Source organism: Streptomyces sp. NPDC054834, assembly GCF_053611185.1.
The window spans coordinates 18,666-36,115 of the sequence record NZ_JBSGZV010000053.1; the positions used below are offsets into that span (position 1 = coordinate 18,666).

Annotated in this window: 18 protein-coding genes; 15 read left to right on the top strand and 3 right to left on the bottom strand. The window is 72.9% G+C overall.

The genetic code is table 11. The features are described from left to right. Window positions 1-50: 50 nt before the first annotated feature. The 10 genes from zapE (at window position 51) to ACWGJM_RS41700 (ending at window position 9,225) form a co-directional block, all read left to right on the top strand. Window positions 51-1,121 carry a cell division protein ZapE gene (zapE, locus tag ACWGJM_RS41655; RefSeq protein WP_453416999.1) on the top strand — a complete coding sequence of 357 codons (1,071 nt, stop codon included), beginning with the start codon at window positions 51-53 and terminating at the stop codon, window positions 1,119-1,121. A 203-nt stretch (window positions 1,122-1,324) separates the two neighbouring features. Beyond that, window positions 1,325-1,720, top strand: a complete 396-nt coding sequence (locus tag ACWGJM_RS41660) for a hypothetical protein (protein WP_453416962.1) — start codon at window positions 1,325-1,327, stop codon at window positions 1,718-1,720. Window positions 1,721-1,809: 89 nt separating this feature from the next. Next, window positions 1,810-2,391 carry a carbonic anhydrase gene (locus tag ACWGJM_RS41665; RefSeq protein WP_453416963.1) on the top strand — a complete coding sequence of 194 codons (582 nt, stop codon included), beginning with the start codon at window positions 1,810-1,812 and terminating at the stop codon, window positions 2,389-2,391. Window positions 2,392-2,399: 8 nt separating this feature from the next. Continuing rightward, window positions 2,400-3,890, top strand: a complete 1,491-nt coding sequence (locus ACWGJM_RS41670; RefSeq protein WP_453416964.1) for a SulP family inorganic anion transporter — start codon at window positions 2,400-2,402, stop codon at window positions 3,888-3,890. A gap of 402 nt (window positions 3,891-4,292) precedes the next feature. Then, the gene (locus ACWGJM_RS41675; protein WP_453416965.1) at window positions 4,293-5,090 is read left to right on the top strand and encodes a slipin family protein; all 798 of its coding nucleotides are present in this window, start codon (window positions 4,293-4,295) and stop codon (window positions 5,088-5,090) included. Between the two features lie 10 nt (window positions 5,091-5,100). Further along, complete coding sequence (locus ACWGJM_RS41680; protein ID WP_453416966.1) at window positions 5,101-5,661, top strand: YbhB/YbcL family Raf kinase inhibitor-like protein; 561 nt, start codon at window positions 5,101-5,103, stop codon at window positions 5,659-5,661. 1 nt (window position 5,662) lies between these two features. After that, window positions 5,663-6,520 (top strand): polyphosphate kinase 2 family protein, encoded by an 858-nt coding sequence (locus ACWGJM_RS41685; RefSeq protein WP_453416967.1) that lies wholly within the window; start codon window positions 5,663-5,665, stop codon window positions 6,518-6,520. 46 nt (window positions 6,521-6,566) lie between these two features. Next, window positions 6,567-8,087, top strand: a complete 1,521-nt coding sequence (locus ACWGJM_RS41690; RefSeq protein ID WP_453416968.1) for an FAD-dependent oxidoreductase — start codon at window positions 6,567-6,569, stop codon at window positions 8,085-8,087. A gap of 85 nt (window positions 8,088-8,172) precedes the next feature. Continuing rightward, window positions 8,173-9,015, top strand: a complete 843-nt coding sequence (locus tag ACWGJM_RS41695; RefSeq protein ID WP_453416969.1) for a polysaccharide deacetylase family protein — start codon at window positions 8,173-8,175, stop codon at window positions 9,013-9,015. 18 nt (window positions 9,016-9,033) lie between these two features. After that, window positions 9,034-9,225 (top strand): hypothetical protein, encoded by a 192-nt coding sequence (locus ACWGJM_RS41700; protein WP_453416970.1) that lies wholly within the window; start codon window positions 9,034-9,036, stop codon window positions 9,223-9,225. Here ACWGJM_RS41700 and ACWGJM_RS41705 read toward each other — a convergent pair. Both ACWGJM_RS41705 and ACWGJM_RS41710 read right to left on the bottom strand, forming a co-directional pair. After that, the gene (locus ACWGJM_RS41705) at window positions 9,217-9,888 is read right to left on the bottom strand and encodes an ABC transporter (protein ID WP_453416971.1); all 672 of its coding nucleotides are present in this window, start codon (window positions 9,886-9,888) and stop codon (window positions 9,217-9,219) included. The genes ACWGJM_RS41700 and ACWGJM_RS41705 overlap by 9 nt on opposite strands. Next, window positions 9,885-10,757, bottom strand: a complete 873-nt coding sequence (locus ACWGJM_RS41710) for an ABC transporter ATP-binding protein (protein ID WP_453416972.1) — start codon at window positions 10,755-10,757, stop codon at window positions 9,885-9,887. The genes ACWGJM_RS41705 and ACWGJM_RS41710 overlap by 4 nt, the downstream gene beginning before the upstream one ends. 108 nt (window positions 10,758-10,865) lie before the next feature. Between ACWGJM_RS41710 and ACWGJM_RS41715 the strand changes: the two genes are divergently transcribed. The 5 genes from ACWGJM_RS41715 to ACWGJM_RS41735 all read left to right on the top strand — a co-directional run bounded on the left by ACWGJM_RS41715 (window position 10,866) and on the right by ACWGJM_RS41735 (window position 16,600). Further along, window positions 10,866-11,582 carry a peptidyl-tRNA hydrolase gene (locus ACWGJM_RS41715; protein WP_453416973.1) on the top strand — a complete coding sequence of 239 codons (717 nt, stop codon included), beginning with the start codon at window positions 10,866-10,868 and terminating at the stop codon, window positions 11,580-11,582. Between the two features lie 141 nt (window positions 11,583-11,723). Then, complete coding sequence (locus tag ACWGJM_RS41720) at window positions 11,724-13,034, top strand: DUF692 domain-containing protein (RefSeq protein ID WP_453416974.1); 1,311 nt, start codon at window positions 11,724-11,726, stop codon at window positions 13,032-13,034. 142 nt (window positions 13,035-13,176) lie between these two features. After that, window positions 13,177-13,953 (top strand): DUF4142 domain-containing protein, encoded by a 777-nt coding sequence (locus ACWGJM_RS41725; protein ID WP_453416975.1) that lies wholly within the window; start codon window positions 13,177-13,179, stop codon window positions 13,951-13,953. Window positions 13,954-14,049: 96 nt separating this feature from the next. Further along, window positions 14,050-14,835, top strand: coding sequence for a TIGR04222 domain-containing membrane protein (locus ACWGJM_RS41730; protein ID WP_453416976.1), 786 nt, complete (start codon window positions 14,050-14,052; stop codon window positions 14,833-14,835). Window positions 14,836-14,968: 133 nt separating this feature from the next. Next, a complete protein-coding gene (locus ACWGJM_RS41735; protein ID WP_453416977.1) occupies window positions 14,969-16,600 on the top strand; it encodes an alpha/beta hydrolase in 1,632 nt (543 codons plus the stop codon). Window positions 16,601-16,714: 114 nt separating this feature from the next. Here the strand turns inward: ACWGJM_RS41735 and hemQ are convergent, their stop codons facing one another. Further along, complete coding sequence (gene hemQ, locus ACWGJM_RS41740) at window positions 16,715-17,446, bottom strand: hydrogen peroxide-dependent heme synthase (RefSeq protein ID WP_453416978.1); 732 nt, start codon at window positions 17,444-17,446, stop codon at window positions 16,715-16,717. Window positions 17,447-17,450: the final 4 nt, after the last annotated feature.

Genomic DNA, 17,450 nt, shown 5'->3' on the forward strand with positions numbered 1-17,450 from the left:
GGGGAACCGTGTCGTCCTCCACAGCCGCCTCCGCCTCCGGTTTCAACCCCATGACCGACGCGGCCCCGATGTCCCTGTGCGCCCGCGAGCCGCACGTCCCCGCGGACCGGCTGGTCGCCGAGATGGTGCCACCGCCGCGCTTCGACTCGGTGCGCTTCGCCACGTACATCCCGGACCCGAACCAGCCGAGCCAGACCGAGGCGGTACGGGTGCTGGAGAGCTTCGCGGCCGGGATCGGGGGCACGCCCGCGGGCGGCACCGCCAGGCGGGGGCTGTTCGGCTTCGGCAGGGCGAAGGCCGCCAAGGCCCCGGCCGGTCCCCGCGGTGTCTATCTGGACGGCGGCTACGGCGTCGGCAAGACCCACCTCCTCGCCTCCCTCTGGCACGCCACGCCGGCCGACCCCTCCCGCAAGGCGTTCGGCACGTTCGTCGAGCTGACGAACCTGGTCGGCGCGCTCGGCTTCCAGAAGACGGTGCAGACGCTCTCCGGGCACAGCCTGCTGTGCATCGACGAGTTCGAGCTCGACGACCCGGGCGACACCGTCCTGGTGTCCACGCTGCTCGGCAAGCTGGTCGAGGCGGGCGTGGCGCTCGCGGCCACCTCCAACACACTGCCCGGCAAGCTCGGCGAGGGCCGGTTCGCGGCGGCCGACTTCCTGCGCGAGATCCAGGGCCTGTCCGCCCACTTCCGCGCCCTGCGCATCGACGGCGAGGACTACCGCCACCGCGGCCTGCCCGAGGCGCCGGCGCCGTTCTCCGAGGAGCAGGTGGCCCGGGCCGCGCACGCCACCGAGGGCGCGTCGCTGGACGATTTCCCGCAGCTGCTGGACCACCTCGCCAAGGTGCACCCCAGCCGGTACGGCGCGCTGACCGACGGCCTGCGGGCCGTCTGCCTCACCGGGGTGCGGCCGGTCCCCGACCAGTCGACCGCCCTCAGGCTCGTCGTCCTCGCGGACCGGCTCTACGACCGCGAGGTGCCGGTCCTGGCCTCGGGGCTGCCGTTCGACCAGCTGTTCAGCGAGGAGATGCTGAACGGCGGCTACCGCAAGAAGTACTTCCGCGCGATATCCCGCCTCACCGCGCTCGCGAGGGACGCCAAGGGCCTGGTGCCGGTCGAATAGGGCCCCTACTTCGGTCCTTACCCCAACCGGACGCGCCGGTCAAGGATCAGTTCAGGCCACTCCACCAGCACTTTTCACGCTCTCTTCTGCGCGAAACACCGAGTTAACCCTGCAAACAACTTTGCAGGGTTAACGTGTTTCTTGACCATCCATTGACCAACCCTTGGCATGGACCAGAGGCGTGAACGCGGGAAGGGGGGCGCATGTTCCGAGGTACGACGGCCCGGACCGTGATCTCGCTCCTCGCCGCCGCCCTGCTCGCGCTACAGCTCTTCACGCCCACCGGAAGCTTCGCATCCGCGCACACTTTCCGTCAGGTAGAGGCCAAGGCTCAGCCCGGAATCAAGTCCTCCTCGAAGCCGGTGCGCGACGGTTCCGACACGTTCCGCGATCTGAGCTCCACCGGGGATCCGGCCGGTCCCCCGCACACCCGCAACCGCCACCGCGCCGCCGCCTCCGGGTGGGCGCTCGAACGCCCGCTGCCCACCCGGGATCCGGCGGTCGCGCATCCGGCGGCCGCACCCCGTGGGACGCACCACCGCACAGCCAGACCCGTGAGAGCACCCTCTCCGGCCGCGCTGCAGGTCTTCCGCTGCTGAGAGCCGGGTGCTGTTCCCGCCACGTCCCCCCACATCCCGTCGTGCAAGCCCGACGCGCCGCCTGGGCGCGCCAGGAGGAGTCCACACACATGCAGCAGCCCCTCATCGACAACGCCCGTACGTTCGGACAGCGCCCTGAGGAGTTCGCCAAGCTCGCCGAAGGCCAGTCCCCGCAGGTGCTGTTCATCACCTGCTCCGATTCCCGGGTCGTCCCGGCCCTGATCACGGGCGCCCGCCCCGGCGAGCTCTTCGAGCTGCGCACCGCGGGCAACATCGTTCCTCCGTACGCCTCGGAGCACCCCACCAGCGAGGCGGCCACCATCGAGTACGCGATCGAGGTGCTCGGTGTCCGGGACGTGGTCGTCTGCGGCCACTCCCACTGCGGAGCCGTCGGCGCGCTGGTGCGCGGTGACGACCTCGACGCCGTGCCCGCCGTGCGCGACTGGCTCTCGCACGCCACACCCCGGCCCAAGGGGGCCGTGGAGGACCCGACGGTCGCCGAGGGCGTGCAGAGCCACGTCCTGACCCAGTTGCTGCGGCTGCGTTCGTACCCGTGCGTCGCCGAGAAGCTGGCGCAGGGCCGACTGGCCCTGCATGCCTGGTACTACGAGGTGCACACCGGCGCCGTCCGGACGCACCGCCCGCAGACCGACACCTTCGAGTCCCTGTGAGCGCGCCGATGACCAACGTGACCTCCATATCCCCGACGCCCCCGAACTCCCGGTTCCCGCACCTGAAGCAGGACTTCGCCGCCTCTCTCGTCGTGTTCCTGGTCGCGCTCCCGCTGTGCGTGGGCGTGGCCGTCGCCTCCGGTGTCCCGGCCGAGCTCGGACTGGTCACCGGCATCGTGGGCGGCCTCGTCACCGGGCTGATGCGCGGCAGCAGCCTTCAGGTGTCGGGGCCGGCCGCCGGGCTGACCGTGCTGGTCTTCGAGGCGGTGGAGGAGTTCGGGCTGCCCGCGCTCGGTGCCATCGTGCTCGCCACCGGTCTGCTCCAGGTCCTGATGGGCGTGCTCAGGCTGGGCCGCTACTTCCGGGCCATCTCCGTGTCCGTCGTCGAGGGCATGCTGGCCGGCATCGGCCTGGTGCTGATCGCCGGACAGCTCTATCCGGCGCTGGCCGCCAAGGCCCCCGATTCAGGCCTGGGCAAGATAGCCGGGCTCCCGGGGGCGTTCGCGGACGCCCTCGGGGACACCGGGGCGATGGCGTCCTTCGCGCTCGGCGCGGGCACGATAGCCGTGCTGCTGCTGTGGAAGTACATGCCGGCGAAGGTGCGTACGGTCCCGGGACCGCTCGCCGCGGTCGGGCTCGCCACGCTCGCCGCCCTGGTCCTGTCCCTGCCCGTGGCCGCCGTCGAGGTCAAGGGGCTGCTCGACTCGATCCAGCCGCCGCCGATGGGCTCCTTCGGGGAGCTGGCGGGCGTCGGGGTGCTCGGCACGATCGTCGCGTTCACGCTGATCGCGTCCGCCGAGTCGCTGTTCAGCGCGGCGGCGGTGGACCGGCTGCACGACGGGCCGCGCACCGAGTACGACAAGGAGCTCGTCGCCCAGGGCGCGGGCAACACCCTCTGCGGGCTGCTCGGCGCGCTGCCGATGACCGCGGTGATCGTGCGCAGCGCGGCGAACGTCCAGGCGGGTGCGCGGACCAAGGCGTCCCGGGTGATGCACGGCGTCTGGCTGCTGCTGTTCGCGGCGCTGCTGCCGGACGTCCTCGGCTACATCCCGATCCCGGCGCTCGCGGGCATCCTGATCTACTCGGGCGCCAAGCTCGTGCCCGTTCGCGCGCTCGCCGCCCTGTGGCGCGAGCACCGCGGCGAGGCGGTGATCCTCACCGTCACGGCGGTGTCGATCGTCGCGGTCAGCATGTTCGAGGGCGTGCTCATCGGGCTCGCGCTGGCCGTCGTCAAGACCGCCTGGGAGGCCTCGCACGTCAAGCTGGAGGTCGCCGACAAGGGCGCGGGTCCGGTCGAGGCGTACCTGACCGGCAACGCGACCTTCCTGCGGCTGCCGAAGATCCTCGACACCCTGGAGGCCCTCCCCCAGGACCGCCCGGTCCAGCTCGACCTGTCCGGCCTGCACCACCTCGACCACGCCTGCCGTACGGCCCTGGAGAACTGGGCCGAACGCCACAGCGCGGCAGGCACGGAGCCGGTACGCCTGATGGCGGCCTAGCCGCCCGGCACGCCCGCCGGGCCGGGGCCACCGAACCACGGCGGCCCCGGCCCGGCGGGCACCGGACACCGAACCCCCTTCCCGAGCCGCACAGCGAAGCACAGCACGACAGCCCCGAGCCGGCACCAACCACCGGGCCGTGGCGGCACGCGTCCGGCCCCGGCCGCCGGCCCCACCGCCACCACCTCTCCCCCACCGGCGCCGGCATCCAAGCCGAACCGCACAGCGCTACAGCGAACCCAACCGCACAGCGCCACAGCGCCACAGCGAAGCGAACCGGCGAAAGCCGACAGCGGCCCGGTCGGCGCGGCATCCGTCCGGCCCGGGTCGCCAGGGCATGGCCTCGGGACGGCTGCGGGCATATCGTTACAAGACGATGCCTCTGGTGTGGAGGAGGTCGTCATGATCCAGGAACTGGTGGGCGTGATCGTGGCAGCCGGTGCCGCCGGTCTGGTGTATCTGGCCGCCGCGGCGCGGGTCGTCAAGCAGTACGAGCGTGGGGTGGTCTTCCGGCTGGGCCGGGTCACCGACGCGGATCGGCCGCCGGGCTTCACCATGATCATCCCCGTGGTCGACCGGCTGCGCAAGGTCAACATGCAGATCGTCACGATGCCGGTGCCCGCACAGGAGGGCATCACCCGCGACAACGTGACCGTGCGGGTGGACGCCGTCGTCTACTTCAAGGTCGTCGACCCGACCAGCGCGATCATCCGGGTCGAGGACTACCGGTTCGCGGTCTCCCAGATGGCGCAGACCTCGCTCAGGTCCATCATCGGCAAGAGCGACCTCGACGACCTGCTGTCCAACCGCGAGAAGCTGAACCAGGGGCTCGAGTTGATGATCGACAGCCCGGCCGTGGAATGGGGCGTCACCATCGACCGGGTGGAGATCAAGGACGTGTCCCTGCCGGACACGATGAAGCGCTCCATGGCCCGCCAGGCCGAGGCCGACCGGGAGCGCCGGGCCAGGATCATCAACGCCGACGCCGAACTCCAGGCCTCCAAGAAGCTGGCCGAGGCCGCGCAGCAGATGGCCGACACGCCCTCCGCCCTTCAGTTGCGGCTGCTTCAGACGGTGATGGCCGTGGCCGCGGAGAAGAACTCCACGCTGGTACTACCCATTCCGGTGGAGTTGCTGCGCTTCCTGGAGAGGGGACAGCAGCCGACCGCAATCACCGACGCACTCCCGCACCACGGCTAGTGTGCGCCGCATGCGACCGGGTTCCCTGATCGTCACGGTGGTGACCGCGATGGGCGTCGTCTCCGGCTGCGCGGACACCGGCGGCGGCGACCCGTCCGTGCCCTCCCCCACCGCGGCGCACCGCATCACGGTGACGAGTTCCGCCTTCGCCGAGGGCGGCACGATCCCGCGCCGCCACACCTGTGACGGCGAGGACGTGTCGCCCCCGCTCGCCCTCGCCGGCGTTCCGGCGGACACCGCCGCCCTGGTCGTCCTGGTCGAGGACCCCGACGCCCCGCACGGCACGTTCACGCACTGGCTGGTGTGGGGCATCGACCCGCACGAGACACGACTGGCCGCCGGACGGGTCCCCGCGGGCGCGACCCAGGGCCGCAACGGCTTCGGTAAGACCGGCTACGGCGGCCCGTGCCCGCCCAGGGGCGATCGGCCGCACCGGTACGTCTTCTCGGTGTACGCCACCGACCGGCCCCTGAACGACCTGCCCCCCGGCGCCACAGCCGACGCCGTCCGCACTGCCCTGAGCGGCCACACCCTGGCCCAGGGCACGCTGACCGGACGCTACGGCCGCTGACATGGACACGAAGAAGAGCCCGGACCTCCGCGAGCCGCTGCGCGTGCCCGGCGGCGAGCCGGTCGACCTCGCCGCGTACGACACCGCGGCCACCCCCGGCTACGCGGGCGGCAAAGCCGCCGCCCGGCTCGCCACCGCGCGGACCGGCAAGCGCCTGGCCGGCCTCCAGGAGCGTCTGTGGGCGGCGAGCACTTGCGGCGACCGCCGCCGCCTGCTGCTCGTCCTCCAGGGGATGGACACCAGCGGCAAGGGCGGCACGGTCAAGCACGTCATCGGCCTGCTCAACCCGTCCGGCTGCCGGCTCCAGGCCTTCAAGCAGCCGACCGACGAGGAGCGCAGGCACCACTTCCTCTGGCGCGTCCGCAAGGCGCTGCCCGAACCGGGCGAGATCGTCGTCTTCGACCGCTCCCACTACGAGGACGTCCTGGTCGCCCGCGTCCACGGACTCGCCCCGAGCACCGAGATCGAGCTGCGCTACCCCCAGATAAACGACTTCGAGCGGGCCCTCACCGAGGACGGCGTCACCGTGATCAAGTGCTTCCTGCACATCTCGTACGAGGAACAGCGCCGCCGCCTCCTCAAACGCCTCGACAACCCGGAAAAGCACTGGAAGTTCGACCCCGGCGACATCGAGGAGCGGGCCAAGTGGCCCGCCTACCAGGAGGCGTACGAGATCGCCCTGGAGCGCTGCTCGACCCCGGCCGCGCCCTGGTATGTGGTCCCGGCGGACCACAAGTGGTACCGCAACTGGGCGATCAGCCGCCTCCTCCTCGCCCACCTGGAGGACCTGGACCCCTCGTACCCGCCGGCGGACTTCGACGTGGATCGGTGCCGGGAGCGGCTGCTGAAGGAGGCATGACGGCAAGGGCACGGTCGACCCGGCCGGGACGGGGTACCCGGCGGCCATGAGCGAGCACCGGCACCTGAGCGGTTCGTACTGGCTGGAGACGGCACCGGGCCCGTCCCGCCCCGCCCTGACCGAGGACCTGGACGTCGACGTGGCCGTGATCGGCGCGGGCGTGGCCGGGCTGAGCACGGCGTACGAGCTGGCGCGGGCCGGGCTCGGCGTGGCGGTGCTGGAGGCACGGCGGGTGGCGGCCGGGGTCACCGGGCACACCACCGCCAAGCTGACCGCGCAGCACACGCTGATCTATGACAAGCTGCGCCGCACCCGGGGTGCCGAGGGCGCCCGGCTGTACGCCCGCTCCCAGTCGGAGGCGATCGAGCACGCCGCCGCGCTGGTGGAGGAACTGGGCATCGCGTGCGACTGGGAGCGCAGGAGCGCCTACACGTTCGTCCGCGAACGGAGCCGGGTGGAAGAGGTGCGGGCCGAGGCGGAGGCCGCGCGGGAGGCCGGGCTGCCGGCCTCGTTCGTGACGGAGACGGGCCTGCCCTTCCCGGTGGCGGGCGCGGTGGAGGTTGCCGGGCAGGTGCAGTTCCACCCCCGCAAGTACCTGCTGGCCCTCACCGAGGACCTGCTCGCGCGCGGCGGGCAGGTGTACGAGGACACCACGGTCACCGGCCTGGAGGAGGGCGAGCCGTGCAAGCTGACCACCGCCTCGGGCGCCACGGTGACCGCCCGGCACGTCGTGGTCGCCACCCACTATCCGGTCTTCGACCGGGCCCTGCTGTTCACCCGTCTCTCCCCGCGCCGGGAACTGGTCGTCGCCGGACGGCTCGACGCGAACCGGGATCCCGGCGGCATGTACATCACGCCCGAGGAGAACACCCGCTCGGTGCGCACCGCGCCCTGCGGCGAGGACGGGCAGCGGCTGCTCATCGTCACCGGGGAGCACTTCACGCCCGGCACCGGCGACACCCCGGCCCGCTTCGAGCGTCTGGAGGCGTGGGCCGGCGAGCACTTCCCCGGCGTGGAGCTCACCCACGCCTGGGCCACCCAGGACAACGACCCGACCGACACCGTGCCTCTGGTGGGCCCGCTGCACCCGGGTGCCCGGCACACGTACGTCGCCACCGGCTTCGGCGGCTGGGGGCTGAGCGGCGGCATGATGGCCGGGCTGCTGCTCACCTCGCTGATCACCGGCCGGGACTGCCCGTGGGCGGAACTGTACGACCCGCGGCGGGTAAAGTCGGCCGTGCGGGAGGCCCCGTCGTTCCTCAAGCACCAGGCGCAGGTCGCCCGGCACTTCGTCGGGGACCGGCTGCGGTCCTCGCCGTCCCTCGACGAGATCCGCCCCGGCGACGGCGCGGTGGTGCACGCCGGGCACGAACGGCTGGCCGTCCACCGCGACGAGGGCGGCAACCTGCATGCCCTCTCGGCCCGGTGCACCCATCTGGGCTGCCTGGTCGCCTTCAACTCGGCCGAACGTGCCTGGGAATGCCCGTGCCACGGCTCCCGCTTCGACGTCGACGGCAAGGTGGTCCAGGGCCCGGCGATCAAACCGCTGGAGCAGCGGGACGTGTGAGGGGCTGCCGCCGGGCGGGTGACCGCACGGTCGAGCCATACATCAGATCGTCACACTAAGGGATAACTCGCCCTATTTTCGTACGGTGATCAGATCTGTACGACGCATGACCGCCGTCTGCGCCCTGAGCGCGGCCCTCGCCGCCTGCGGCACCGCCGGGGCGCCCAGCGCCGGCCAACCGGCCCCCGCCAGGCCCGCCCCCTCCGCCGCGCACCCGCCCACTCTCGCCCCCGGCCCGGGCGGCCTGACCCCGGTCTTCGAGCACGGGCCGCGGACACGGGGCAAGACGGTCGCGCTGACCTTCGACGCCGACATGACCGCCGACCAGGGGCCGCGCGCGGCGGCGGGCGAGCACTTCGACAACCCGGCGCTGATCGCCACGCTGCGTGCGCTGAAGGTGCCGGCCACCGTCTTCATGACCGGCCGGTGGGCGGACGAGTACCCGGCCGAGGCCCGCTCCCTCGGCCACGATCGGCAGTTCGAGGTCGCCAATCACTCGTACAGCCACTACGCCTTCACCGGCGACTGCTACGGCCTGCCGACGGTAGCCGCGGACCGGATGCGCTCGGACGTGGAGCGGGCGTACACCGCCATCCGCAAGGCGGGCGTGCCGCACCCGATGCCGTACTTCCGCTTCCCCGGCGGCTGCTACGACCAGAAGGCACTGCGCGCGCTGAGCGGTCTCGGTGTCACCGCGGTGCAGTGGGACGTGGTGAGCGGCGACGCGTTCGCCACGGACGCGGACGCGGTGGCCCGGCAGGTGCTGGACGGGGTGAAGCCGGGATCGGTCGTGGTCATGCACTGCACGCGCAGCGCGGCCCCGACGACCGAGCGGGCCGTGCGCACGGTCGTGCCGGAACTGCGCAAGCGGGGCTACCGGTTCGTGAAGGTCTCGGAGCTGATCGGGGCCACGGACGCCCGGCACTGACCGGCCTACGCTGGAGACATGAGCGACACCAGCGACACGGACTACTGCACCATCGCCGACGCCACCAAACCGCCCGAAGCCGACGGGCCGCCGTATGCGGAGTGCGTGCTGTGCCGGGAGCCGACGGAGTACCCCGAGTCGTACAAGGGCATCACGCTCTGCCCGGTGTGCGAGTGGCAGGAGGCGCAGCGCACCGCCTGCTCAGGGTGACCGGCGGGCGGTGAGGGCGCAGGCCAGGGCCGAGGAGGCGGCGGCGACCAGGGCCGCACCGGCCAGCGGCAGCAGCGGTACCGGGACGTGCCCCGACTGCGAGCCGGTGACCAGGCCGTGCACCGCCGCCTGCGCCGGGGAGCCGGCCACGACCAGCACCAGCAGCGCGGTCAGCAGCATCGCGGGCACCGCCCGGCCCGGCGAGCGCAGCAGCGGCCAGTTGGTGAGGGCGCCGACGGCCGTGCCCAGCAGGGCGCAGACCAGCGCGGCCAGGATCCCGGCGGCACCGGCGTCGAGGCGCGGTACGCGGACCCGGTCCCCGACGCTCGCGGGATCGCTGATCCAGGTCACGACCAGGGTGGCCACCGTGCCGAGCGCCGCCGAGGCGGACAGGGCCACCAGCAGGCAGGCGAGGTGCGCCCTGGCGGGCCCGGCCGCCGCGGCGACACAGGTACGGGCCGCGGGCGGCTCGTTGGTGACGCAGATCCGCACCAGCCAGGCGGCGACCGGCAGCAGGAAGGCGGCGGTGTAGCCGAGCGAGTCGAGCACCGGCTGCCCGCCCTGCACGCCGATGGCCAGGAACGCCGCGTACAGGATGAACGGCGGCAGCCAGCGCTGGGAACGCAGCAGCAGGGCGGCCTGGTAGCGCAGGAGGGCGGTCATGGGCGGCTTTCGGGGTCGAGGTCACGGTGGCCGGGGCGCACGCTCACCACGTGCCAGGGCGGGCGGGCCGTCAGCAGGGCGCGCAGGACGACGTCCGAATGGGACGCGGGGACGCGGAGCCGGTGGGTGCCGGCCGGCTCCTCCTCGGCCGGGCCGGCCAGCCGGGCCGCCTCGTCGGGCAGGCGGCCGCCGGGCGGGCCCTGCACGGTGAGGAGCGTGTGCGGCCCGGCCGGTGAAGTCGCCTGTTCCGTACGGTGTTCGAGGGTGCCGCCGACGACCGCGTACGTCGCGTCGGCCGCGCCCGCCAGGCGGCGCGGTTCGTGGTCGACGAACACGACGGCGCCCCCGGCGGCGACGCGTTCGGCCACCGCCCGCTCCAACTCCGCCCGCGCCTCTGTGTCCAGTCCGGTCCAGGCCTCGTCGAGCACGAGCAGTTCCGGTTCGGCGAGCAGCGCCTGCGCCACCGCCACCTTCTGGCTGCTGCCCTTGGACAGCCGGTCCATCGGTGTCCCGGCGTACGCTCCCGCGCCGAAGCGGTCCAGCCATTCGGCCGCCGCGCGCGGTGCCGTCCGGCGGGACAGGCCGTGGATGGTGCCCAGGTGGGTCAGGTAGTCGGCGGCGGTGAAGGGCAGGGCCGACGGGAATCTCTCCGGGACGTAGGCGGTGCGGGGGCGGCCGGTGACGCGGCCCTCGGTGGGGGCGTCGATCCCGGCGAGCAGGCGCAGCAGCGTGGACTTGCCGGTGCCGTTGGCGCCTTCGACGCGGGTGAGTGATCCGGGGGCGACGGTCAGCCGGACGTTCCTCAGCACCCAGGGGCCGTGCAGGCCGTAGCGGCGGCCCACGCGTTCCAGCCGTAGCTCACGTGTCATGAGTGGTCATCCTCGCTCATGAGTCCGCCGCCCTTCTTCCGTTCTCGCGTAGTCGTCCGCCCGTACACGCGGGCGAGTACGGATCTTCCGCCTGGCAGACTGGAGGACGTGACCAGTGATCCCACCGTTCCCGGCGACAGTCCCTTCCGTGCCGAGCGCTCCGCGCGCGACGAGGTTCCGCAGTTCGTGCTGCCCCTCGTCGCGCGGATCGAGAAGGCGGCGCCGCCGGCGCGTACCGACGCGCTGGAGACCGCCGCCCGTGCCGTGCTCACGATGCTCGGCGACGAGCGGTCGGTGGCGGACGGCGAGTGGGCGCGGGCCATGCGGGACTGGGAGGACGCCCGGATCCGGAAGGTGGTCAGGCGGGCGCGGGGGGCCGAGTGGCGGCGGGCGGAGGCGTTGCCCGGCATCACCGTCACGGGCAAGTCGGCCCAGGTGCGGGTCTTCCCGCCGGTCCCGCTGGACGGCTGGCCCAAGGACCTGGCCAAGCTCCAGGTTTCGGGCACCGAGCTGGACGACCCGGAGCCGCCCGTCGACGCCGATCTCACGGCGCCGGTGGTGTGGCTGAACCCTGACGTGACGATGTCGGCGGGCAAGGCGATGGCCCAGGCCGGTCACGGGGCCCAGCTCGCCTGGTGGGAGCTGTCCGACGAGGAGCGCACCGCCTGGCGCGAGGCGGGCTTCCCGCTGGCCGTGCGCACGGCCGCCCCGGCCCGGTGGGCCGAACTGACCCGTTCCGGCCTGCCGTTGGTGCGGGACGCCGGTTTCACCGAGATCGCGCCGGGCTCCTGCACGGTGGTCGCCGACCACCCCGCGCTGCGGTGACGCGGCCCGCTCGGGGCTGACGCGTCAACGCCACGGGTACGAACCTCAAATGTTGCTCTGAAGGTGCGGGCCGCCGGATTCGCGGGCCGCCGCCGGGGCCATACCCCCCTCACGCCGGAACACGGGTGAGAGGGGGCGGCGATGCAACGACTGGGGACGGGGATCGGCTGGCGGCCGGAGATCGCGGATGCGGTGGAGCGCATGCCGGGCATCGACTGGGTCGAGGTCGTGGCGGAGAACGTGTGCCCCGGGCACCTCCCCGAGTCGCTGCGGCGGCTGCGCGAGCGCGGGGTGACCGTCGTCCCGCACGGGGTCTCGCTCGGCCTCGGGGGTGCCGACCGGCCCGACGAGGGACGGCTGACCGCTCTCGCGGAGCGGGCGGCGGCGCTGGGCTCACCGCTGGTCACCGAGCACATCGCGTTCGTCCGCGCGGGCGGCCCGCTGACCGCCTCGCCGCGCCTGGAGGCGGGCCATCTGCTGCCCGTGCCGCGCACCCGGGACGCCCTCGACGTGCTGTGCGAGAACGTCCGCATCGCCCAGGACGCGCTGCCGGTGCCGCTCGCCGTGGAGAACATCGCCGCGCTGATCGCCTGGCCCGGCGAGGAGCTGACCGAGGGTCAGTTCCTGTACGAACTCGCCGACCGGACCGGGGTACGGCTGCTGATCGACGTGGCGAACCTGCACACCAACCACGTCAACCGGGCCGAGGACCCGGCCGAGGCGCTGGCCGAGCTGCCCCTGGAAGCCATCGCGTACGTGCATGTCGCGGGCGGCTTCGAACGGGACGGCGTCTGGCACGACAGCCACGCCCACGCCGTGCCGCAGCCCGTCCTCGACATCCTGACCGACCTCGCCGCCCGCGTCGACCCGCCGGGGGTGCTGCTGGAACGGGACGAGAACTTCCCCGAACCGGCTGAGCTGGAGCGGGAGTTGCGGTCCATCCGGGGGGCCGTGGCGAAGGGGTGGGCGACGAGGGCCGCCGCCTCGCCGCAGGCGGCCGAAGGGGCCACGGCACCGCGGCCGGCGGCCACCGACGCCGTCCGCCGGCGCCTCGGGCTCGCGCAGGCCGCGATGCTGTCCGCGCTGGTCGCCGGGACACCGGTGCCGGAGGGCTTCGACGGGACGCGGATGCGGGTGCAGGCCCAGGCGCTTGCGGCGAAGCGGGCCGATGTGGTGGCGAAGGTGGCGCCCGAGCTGCCGGAGATCCTCGGGAAGGGGTACCGGGCCGCGTTCCTCGACTATGCCCGGGGGCAGCCGATGACCGGGGGCTACCGGCAGGACGCCCTGGACTTCGCGGGGCACCTGCTGTTCACGGGGCGGTGCGCGGACGCCGGAGCGCGGCGGGAGCTGCGGGAGTGGTGGCTGGAGCGTTCGGGGCCGGTGCCGCGGTCGAGCCGACCGGTGGTGCGGGCCGCCCGCGCGGCGCGGAGGGTGCTGCTGCGGCGGGGGTGACGGCCGCGGTGTTACCCGGTTCACGTCCGAATTGGCATTATTTACCGGCTTATGCGGGACGGCAGTGGGGAGAGCACCGCAGTAATATGCCAATTCCGCACCCCAGGACCCACGGGCGTGCGGTGCCGCAACAGGAGGCGCCATGCGATCGCGACGCCCCGTCAAGGGCCGAGGCATATTCAGCGGCACCGGGATCATCATCTCGGGCCTGGCCGCGACATTCGTGGCGCTGGCCTTCCCGATCTGGTCGTACACCGACCGGCCGGGCACGACCGGCGCGGACGTGCTGAGCGCGGACACGACCCTGACGCTGTACGGCCCGCTGTCCGCGCAGGACCGGGACTTCATCACGAAGGTCCGGCTGGCCGGACTGTGGGAACTGCCCGCCGGCCGGCTGGCGGAGGAGAAGGGCACCACCCCGGCCGTGCGGACGGCAGGACAGCACCTGGTCGACGGCCACACCTTCCTGGACCAGCGCGTCCGGGACGTCGCCGCCAAGATGAACCTCGGGCTGCCCAACGAGCCCACCGGCCAGCAGAAGCAGTGGCTCGCCACCCTGAAGGCGGCGCAGGGCGAGGACTTCGACCGGCAGTTCGCCAACATCGTGCGGCTCGCGCACGGCAGGGTGTTCTCGGTGGTCGCCCAAGTACGCGCGGGCACGCAGAACTCGCTGGTGCGCGGCCTCGCCGACGACGCCAACACGACCGTCCTGGACCACATCAAGGTCCTGGAGGCGACCGGGTACGTGGACTTCGCCGCGCTGGCCCGTGACCTCGCCGCGAGCGGCACGCCCACTCCCCCGGGCTCCGCCCTGCCGAGCGCGGCCACCGGCTCCCCGATCCCGGTCGCACCGTCACCGGTCCCGAGCTACTCGCTCCCGCCCGCCGCCTCGAGCCCGTTGCCGTCGAACGGCTCCTGACCTGCGGGGCAAACGGAACGTCACATACCGGGAACACTACGTCCGGATTGTGAACAGGGCATGGAGTTTCCCAGACCACTGGCATAGAAACTTGTCATGTTCTGGGTCCTTCTACTGCTGCTGGCCTGGGCCGTCGCCGGCACGGCCTGCACCCGGCTGTGCCTGGCCGCCGTACGCGCGGCGACCGCCGACAGGCAGGACGCGATCGCAAGACAGGAGCACGATCTGACGCTGTACGAGGCGGCGTTCCTGTCCGGCGGGCCCGCGCGGGTCGCCGATCTGACCATGGTCTCCATGGCCCGGCAGCGGCGGCTGCTGCTCGCGCACACCGGCTGGGCGACCGTCGTCGACCCGCGCGGCCGGGACGACATGGAGCGGTCCGTGATAGGCGCCATCGGCCCGGAGGGGCAGTCCCGCATAGAGCCGGTGCGGTTCGCGGCGGCGGGCGCGGACGCGGTGCGCAGCCTCGCCGACGACCTGGTGCGCGCGGGGCTCGCGGTGCCCGACGGGGCGCGTACGACCGTCGCGGCCGGCGTCCGCCAGGTGCGGGCCGCCGCGCTGGCCGTCCTCGTGCTGGGTGCGGCCGCACTGCTGACGCCCGCGCCGACCCAGATGCCGCGCGACCTGGTCGCCCTGTGGTTCGCGCTCCCCCTCACCCTCACCCTGAGCTGCCTGGCCATGGCGCGGGTCGAGGTGCACCCGTACTCACCCTGGGCCTCCCCGGCCGGGCAGCGGCTGCTCGGCGCGCTGAACCGGCAGACGCCCGGCGCGGGCGACGACCGGAGCTACCTCACCTCCGTCGCGGTACGCGGCATCCGCGCGATCGGCGAACCGGAACTGCGCGCCGCCTTCGCGCACCGCGACCAGCCCTGGCGGGAGTGAGGACGCCGCCCGGGGGCGCATAGGGGGCATTGGGGCCGACACCGGCCGGACGGTGCTTGCCTTCGCCGACCACCGAACGAAATATCCCTTTTGTCTTGGCGGTGCGCCGCCGCCCCCACCGAAGGGATACGCGATGAGAGCTGCCGCCCTCTACTCGACCGCCGGCTCCTTGCTCCTGACCACCCTCGTCGCTGCCCCCGCCGGCGGCGCACCCCACGCCCCGGACACGACGGCGGAACAGCGCGGCACCGCGGTGGCCGCCGCCCGCGCGCGTGCGGCCGGCATCGACTTCGGCAAGTGCCCCGCCGACCAGGGCGCGCCGGACGGCGTGCAGTGCGGCACGGTGACCGTCCCGCTGGACTACGCCCGTCCCGACGGCAGGCAGATCAAGCTGACCGTCAGCCGGGCGCAGGCGACCCACAAGGACCCGCGCAACAGCAAGCGCAAGGTGCCCCGTCAGGGCGCCCTCGTCTTCAACCCGGGCGGCCCGGGCGCCTCCGGCATGTACTTCCCGGTGATCGGACTCCTGCCCGAGTGGAAGCGCGTCGCCGCCGCCTATGACCTCGTCGGCTACGCCCCGCGCGGGGTGGGCCGCTCGGCACCGCTGTCCTGCCAGGACCCGGGGCAGCTCGTCACCGGGCCCGCGCAGGCGCCGACGCACCCCTCGACGGCGTACAAGAAGAAGCGCATCGCCGGCGCGAAGGCGTACGCGCGGGGCTGCGCCCTGCGGGCCGGAAGCGCGCTGCGGTACTACAACTCCCTGAACAACGCCCGCGACCTCGACGTCCTGCGCGCGGCGCTGGGCGAGGAGAAGCTGACCTTCATGGGCGCGTCGTACGGCACCTACTTCGGGGCGCTGTACGCGACGCTGTTCCCCTCGCACGTGCGGCGGATGGTGCTGGACGCGCCGGTGAACCCGGACCCCGCGCAGGTCTGGTACCGCGACAACCTCGGTCAGTCGGCCGCGTTCGAGGACCGCTGGACGGACTTCAGGCAGTGGATCGCCCGGCACGACGACGTGTACGGCCTCGGCGACACCGCCGAGAAGGTGCGCCGCAGCTACGAGACGGCACGGACGCGGCTGGCCGCCGAACCGGCGGGCGGGAAGGTCGGCCCCGGGCAGCTTCAGGGCGCGTTCCTGTCCGCCGGGTACTACGACGACTTCTGGCCGAGCCGTGCCGAGGCGCTGTCGGCGTATCTGAAGGGTGACCCCAAGCCGCTGGTCCAGCTGGCCGCGCCGAGCGCCAAGACGGCAGCGGAGAGGGAGAACCTGAACGCGGTCTACACCGCCGTCGAGTGCAACGACGCGCCCTGGCCGACGGACTGGGCGGTGTGGGACCGCGACAACACCCGGCTCGCGCGCGTGGCGCCCTTCGAGACTTGGGAGAACGCGTGGATGAACCTGCCGTGCGCCTACTGGCCGGCGCCCCGGCAGCGGCCCGTCGACGTACGGACCGGCCCGGGTGAGCTGCCGCCGACGCTGATCCTGGCCGCCGAGCGGGACGCCGCCGCGCCCTACGACGGGGCGCTGGAGATGCGCCGGCGGCTGGCGGACTCGGTGCTGGTGACCGAGCGGGACGCCGGTACGCACGGCATCGCGGGCGGGCCGAACGCGTGCGTCAACGCCCACCTCGAGGCCTACCTGCTCGCGGGCCGCGTCCCGGTGCGGCACGCGTCCTGCGCGCCGCACCCGGAGCCGAAGCCGGGGACGCCCCGCAGGCAGGCCCTGAGGGACCAGCTGAAGGGCAAGGCCGGGCGACTCTGATCAGGCCAGGCCCGCGACCAGCTCGCCGATGTCCTTGCGGCGGCCCGTGCTGCATCCCCCGGGGGACACCCCCCGGACCCCCGGCAGCACACAGGACAACCCGCCCGATCCCGATCAGGCCAGACCGGCGACCAGCTCGCCGATGTCCTTGCGGCGGCCCGTGAAGAACGGGACTTCCTCGCGGACGTGCATGCGGGCCTCGGAGCCGCGCAGGTGGCGCATGAGGTCGACGATCCGGTACAGCTCGTCGGCCTCGAAGGCCAGGACCCACTCGTAGTCGCCGAGCGAGAACGACGCGACCGTGTTGGCGCGCACGTCCGGGTAGCCGCGGGCCATCTTGCCGTGGTCGGCGAGCATGCGGCGGCGGTCCTCGTCAGGCAGCAGGTACCAGTCGTAGGAACGGACGAACGGGTAGACGCTGACATAGTTGCGCGGCGTCTCGTCGGCGAGGAACGCCGGGATGTGCGACCGGTTGAACTCGGCCGGGCGGTGCAGCGCCATGTTCGACCAGACCGGCTCGAGGGCGCGGCCCAGCTTCGTGCGGCGGAAGAGGTTGTACGCCTCCTGGAGCTGGTCGCTGGTCTCGGCGTGCCACCAGATCATGAGGTCGGCGTCGGCGCGCAGCCCGGACAGGTCGTACGTGCCGCGGATGGTCACGTCCTTCGCGGCGAGCTGGTCGAACAGCTCCTGGACCTCGTCGGCGTAACCCGCGCGGTCCTCGGGCAGTACGTCCTTCAGCTTGAAGACGGACCACAGGGTGTAGCGGATGACCTCGTTGAGGTCCTTGGCCAGCTTGCCCTTGTTCGGGATCCGCTCGGAGGCGGTGGTGGGAGCGTCGTCACTCATGCCG

Coding starts and splice junctions, on each gene's coding strand:
- zapE (WP_453416999.1), top strand. CDS start 51: ATGACCGACGCGGCCCCGATGTCCCTGTGCGCCCGCGAGCCGCACGTC.
- ACWGJM_RS41660 (WP_453416962.1), top strand. CDS start 1,325: ATGTTCCGAGGTACGACGGCCCGGACCGTGATCTCGCTCCTCGCCGCC.
- ACWGJM_RS41665 (WP_453416963.1), top strand. CDS start 1,810: ATGCAGCAGCCCCTCATCGACAACGCCCGTACGTTCGGACAGCGCCCT.
- ACWGJM_RS41670 (WP_453416964.1), top strand. CDS start 2,400: ATGACCAACGTGACCTCCATATCCCCGACGCCCCCGAACTCCCGGTTC.
- ACWGJM_RS41675 (WP_453416965.1), top strand. CDS start 4,293: ATGATCCAGGAACTGGTGGGCGTGATCGTGGCAGCCGGTGCCGCCGGT.
- ACWGJM_RS41680 (WP_453416966.1), top strand. CDS start 5,101: ATGCGACCGGGTTCCCTGATCGTCACGGTGGTGACCGCGATGGGCGTC.
- ACWGJM_RS41685 (WP_453416967.1), top strand. CDS start 5,663: ATGGACACGAAGAAGAGCCCGGACCTCCGCGAGCCGCTGCGCGTGCCC.
- ACWGJM_RS41690 (WP_453416968.1), top strand. CDS start 6,567: ATGAGCGAGCACCGGCACCTGAGCGGTTCGTACTGGCTGGAGACGGCA.
- ACWGJM_RS41700 (WP_453416970.1), top strand. CDS start 9,034: ATGAGCGACACCAGCGACACGGACTACTGCACCATCGCCGACGCCACC.
- ACWGJM_RS41705 (WP_453416971.1), bottom strand. CDS start 9,888: ATGACCGCCCTCCTGCGCTACCAGGCCGCCCTGCTGCTGCGTTCCCAG.
- ACWGJM_RS41710 (WP_453416972.1), bottom strand. CDS start 10,757: ATGACACGTGAGCTACGGCTGGAACGCGTGGGCCGCCGCTACGGCCTG.
- ACWGJM_RS41720 (WP_453416974.1), top strand. CDS start 11,724: ATGCAACGACTGGGGACGGGGATCGGCTGGCGGCCGGAGATCGCGGAT.
- ACWGJM_RS41725 (WP_453416975.1), top strand. CDS start 13,177: ATGCGATCGCGACGCCCCGTCAAGGGCCGAGGCATATTCAGCGGCACC.
- ACWGJM_RS41730 (WP_453416976.1), top strand. CDS start 14,050: ATGTTCTGGGTCCTTCTACTGCTGCTGGCCTGGGCCGTCGCCGGCACG.
- ACWGJM_RS41735 (WP_453416977.1), top strand. CDS start 14,969: ATGAGAGCTGCCGCCCTCTACTCGACCGCCGGCTCCTTGCTCCTGACC.
- hemQ (WP_453416978.1), bottom strand. CDS start 17,446: ATGAGTGACGACGCTCCCACCACCGCCTCCGAGCGGATCCCGAACAAG.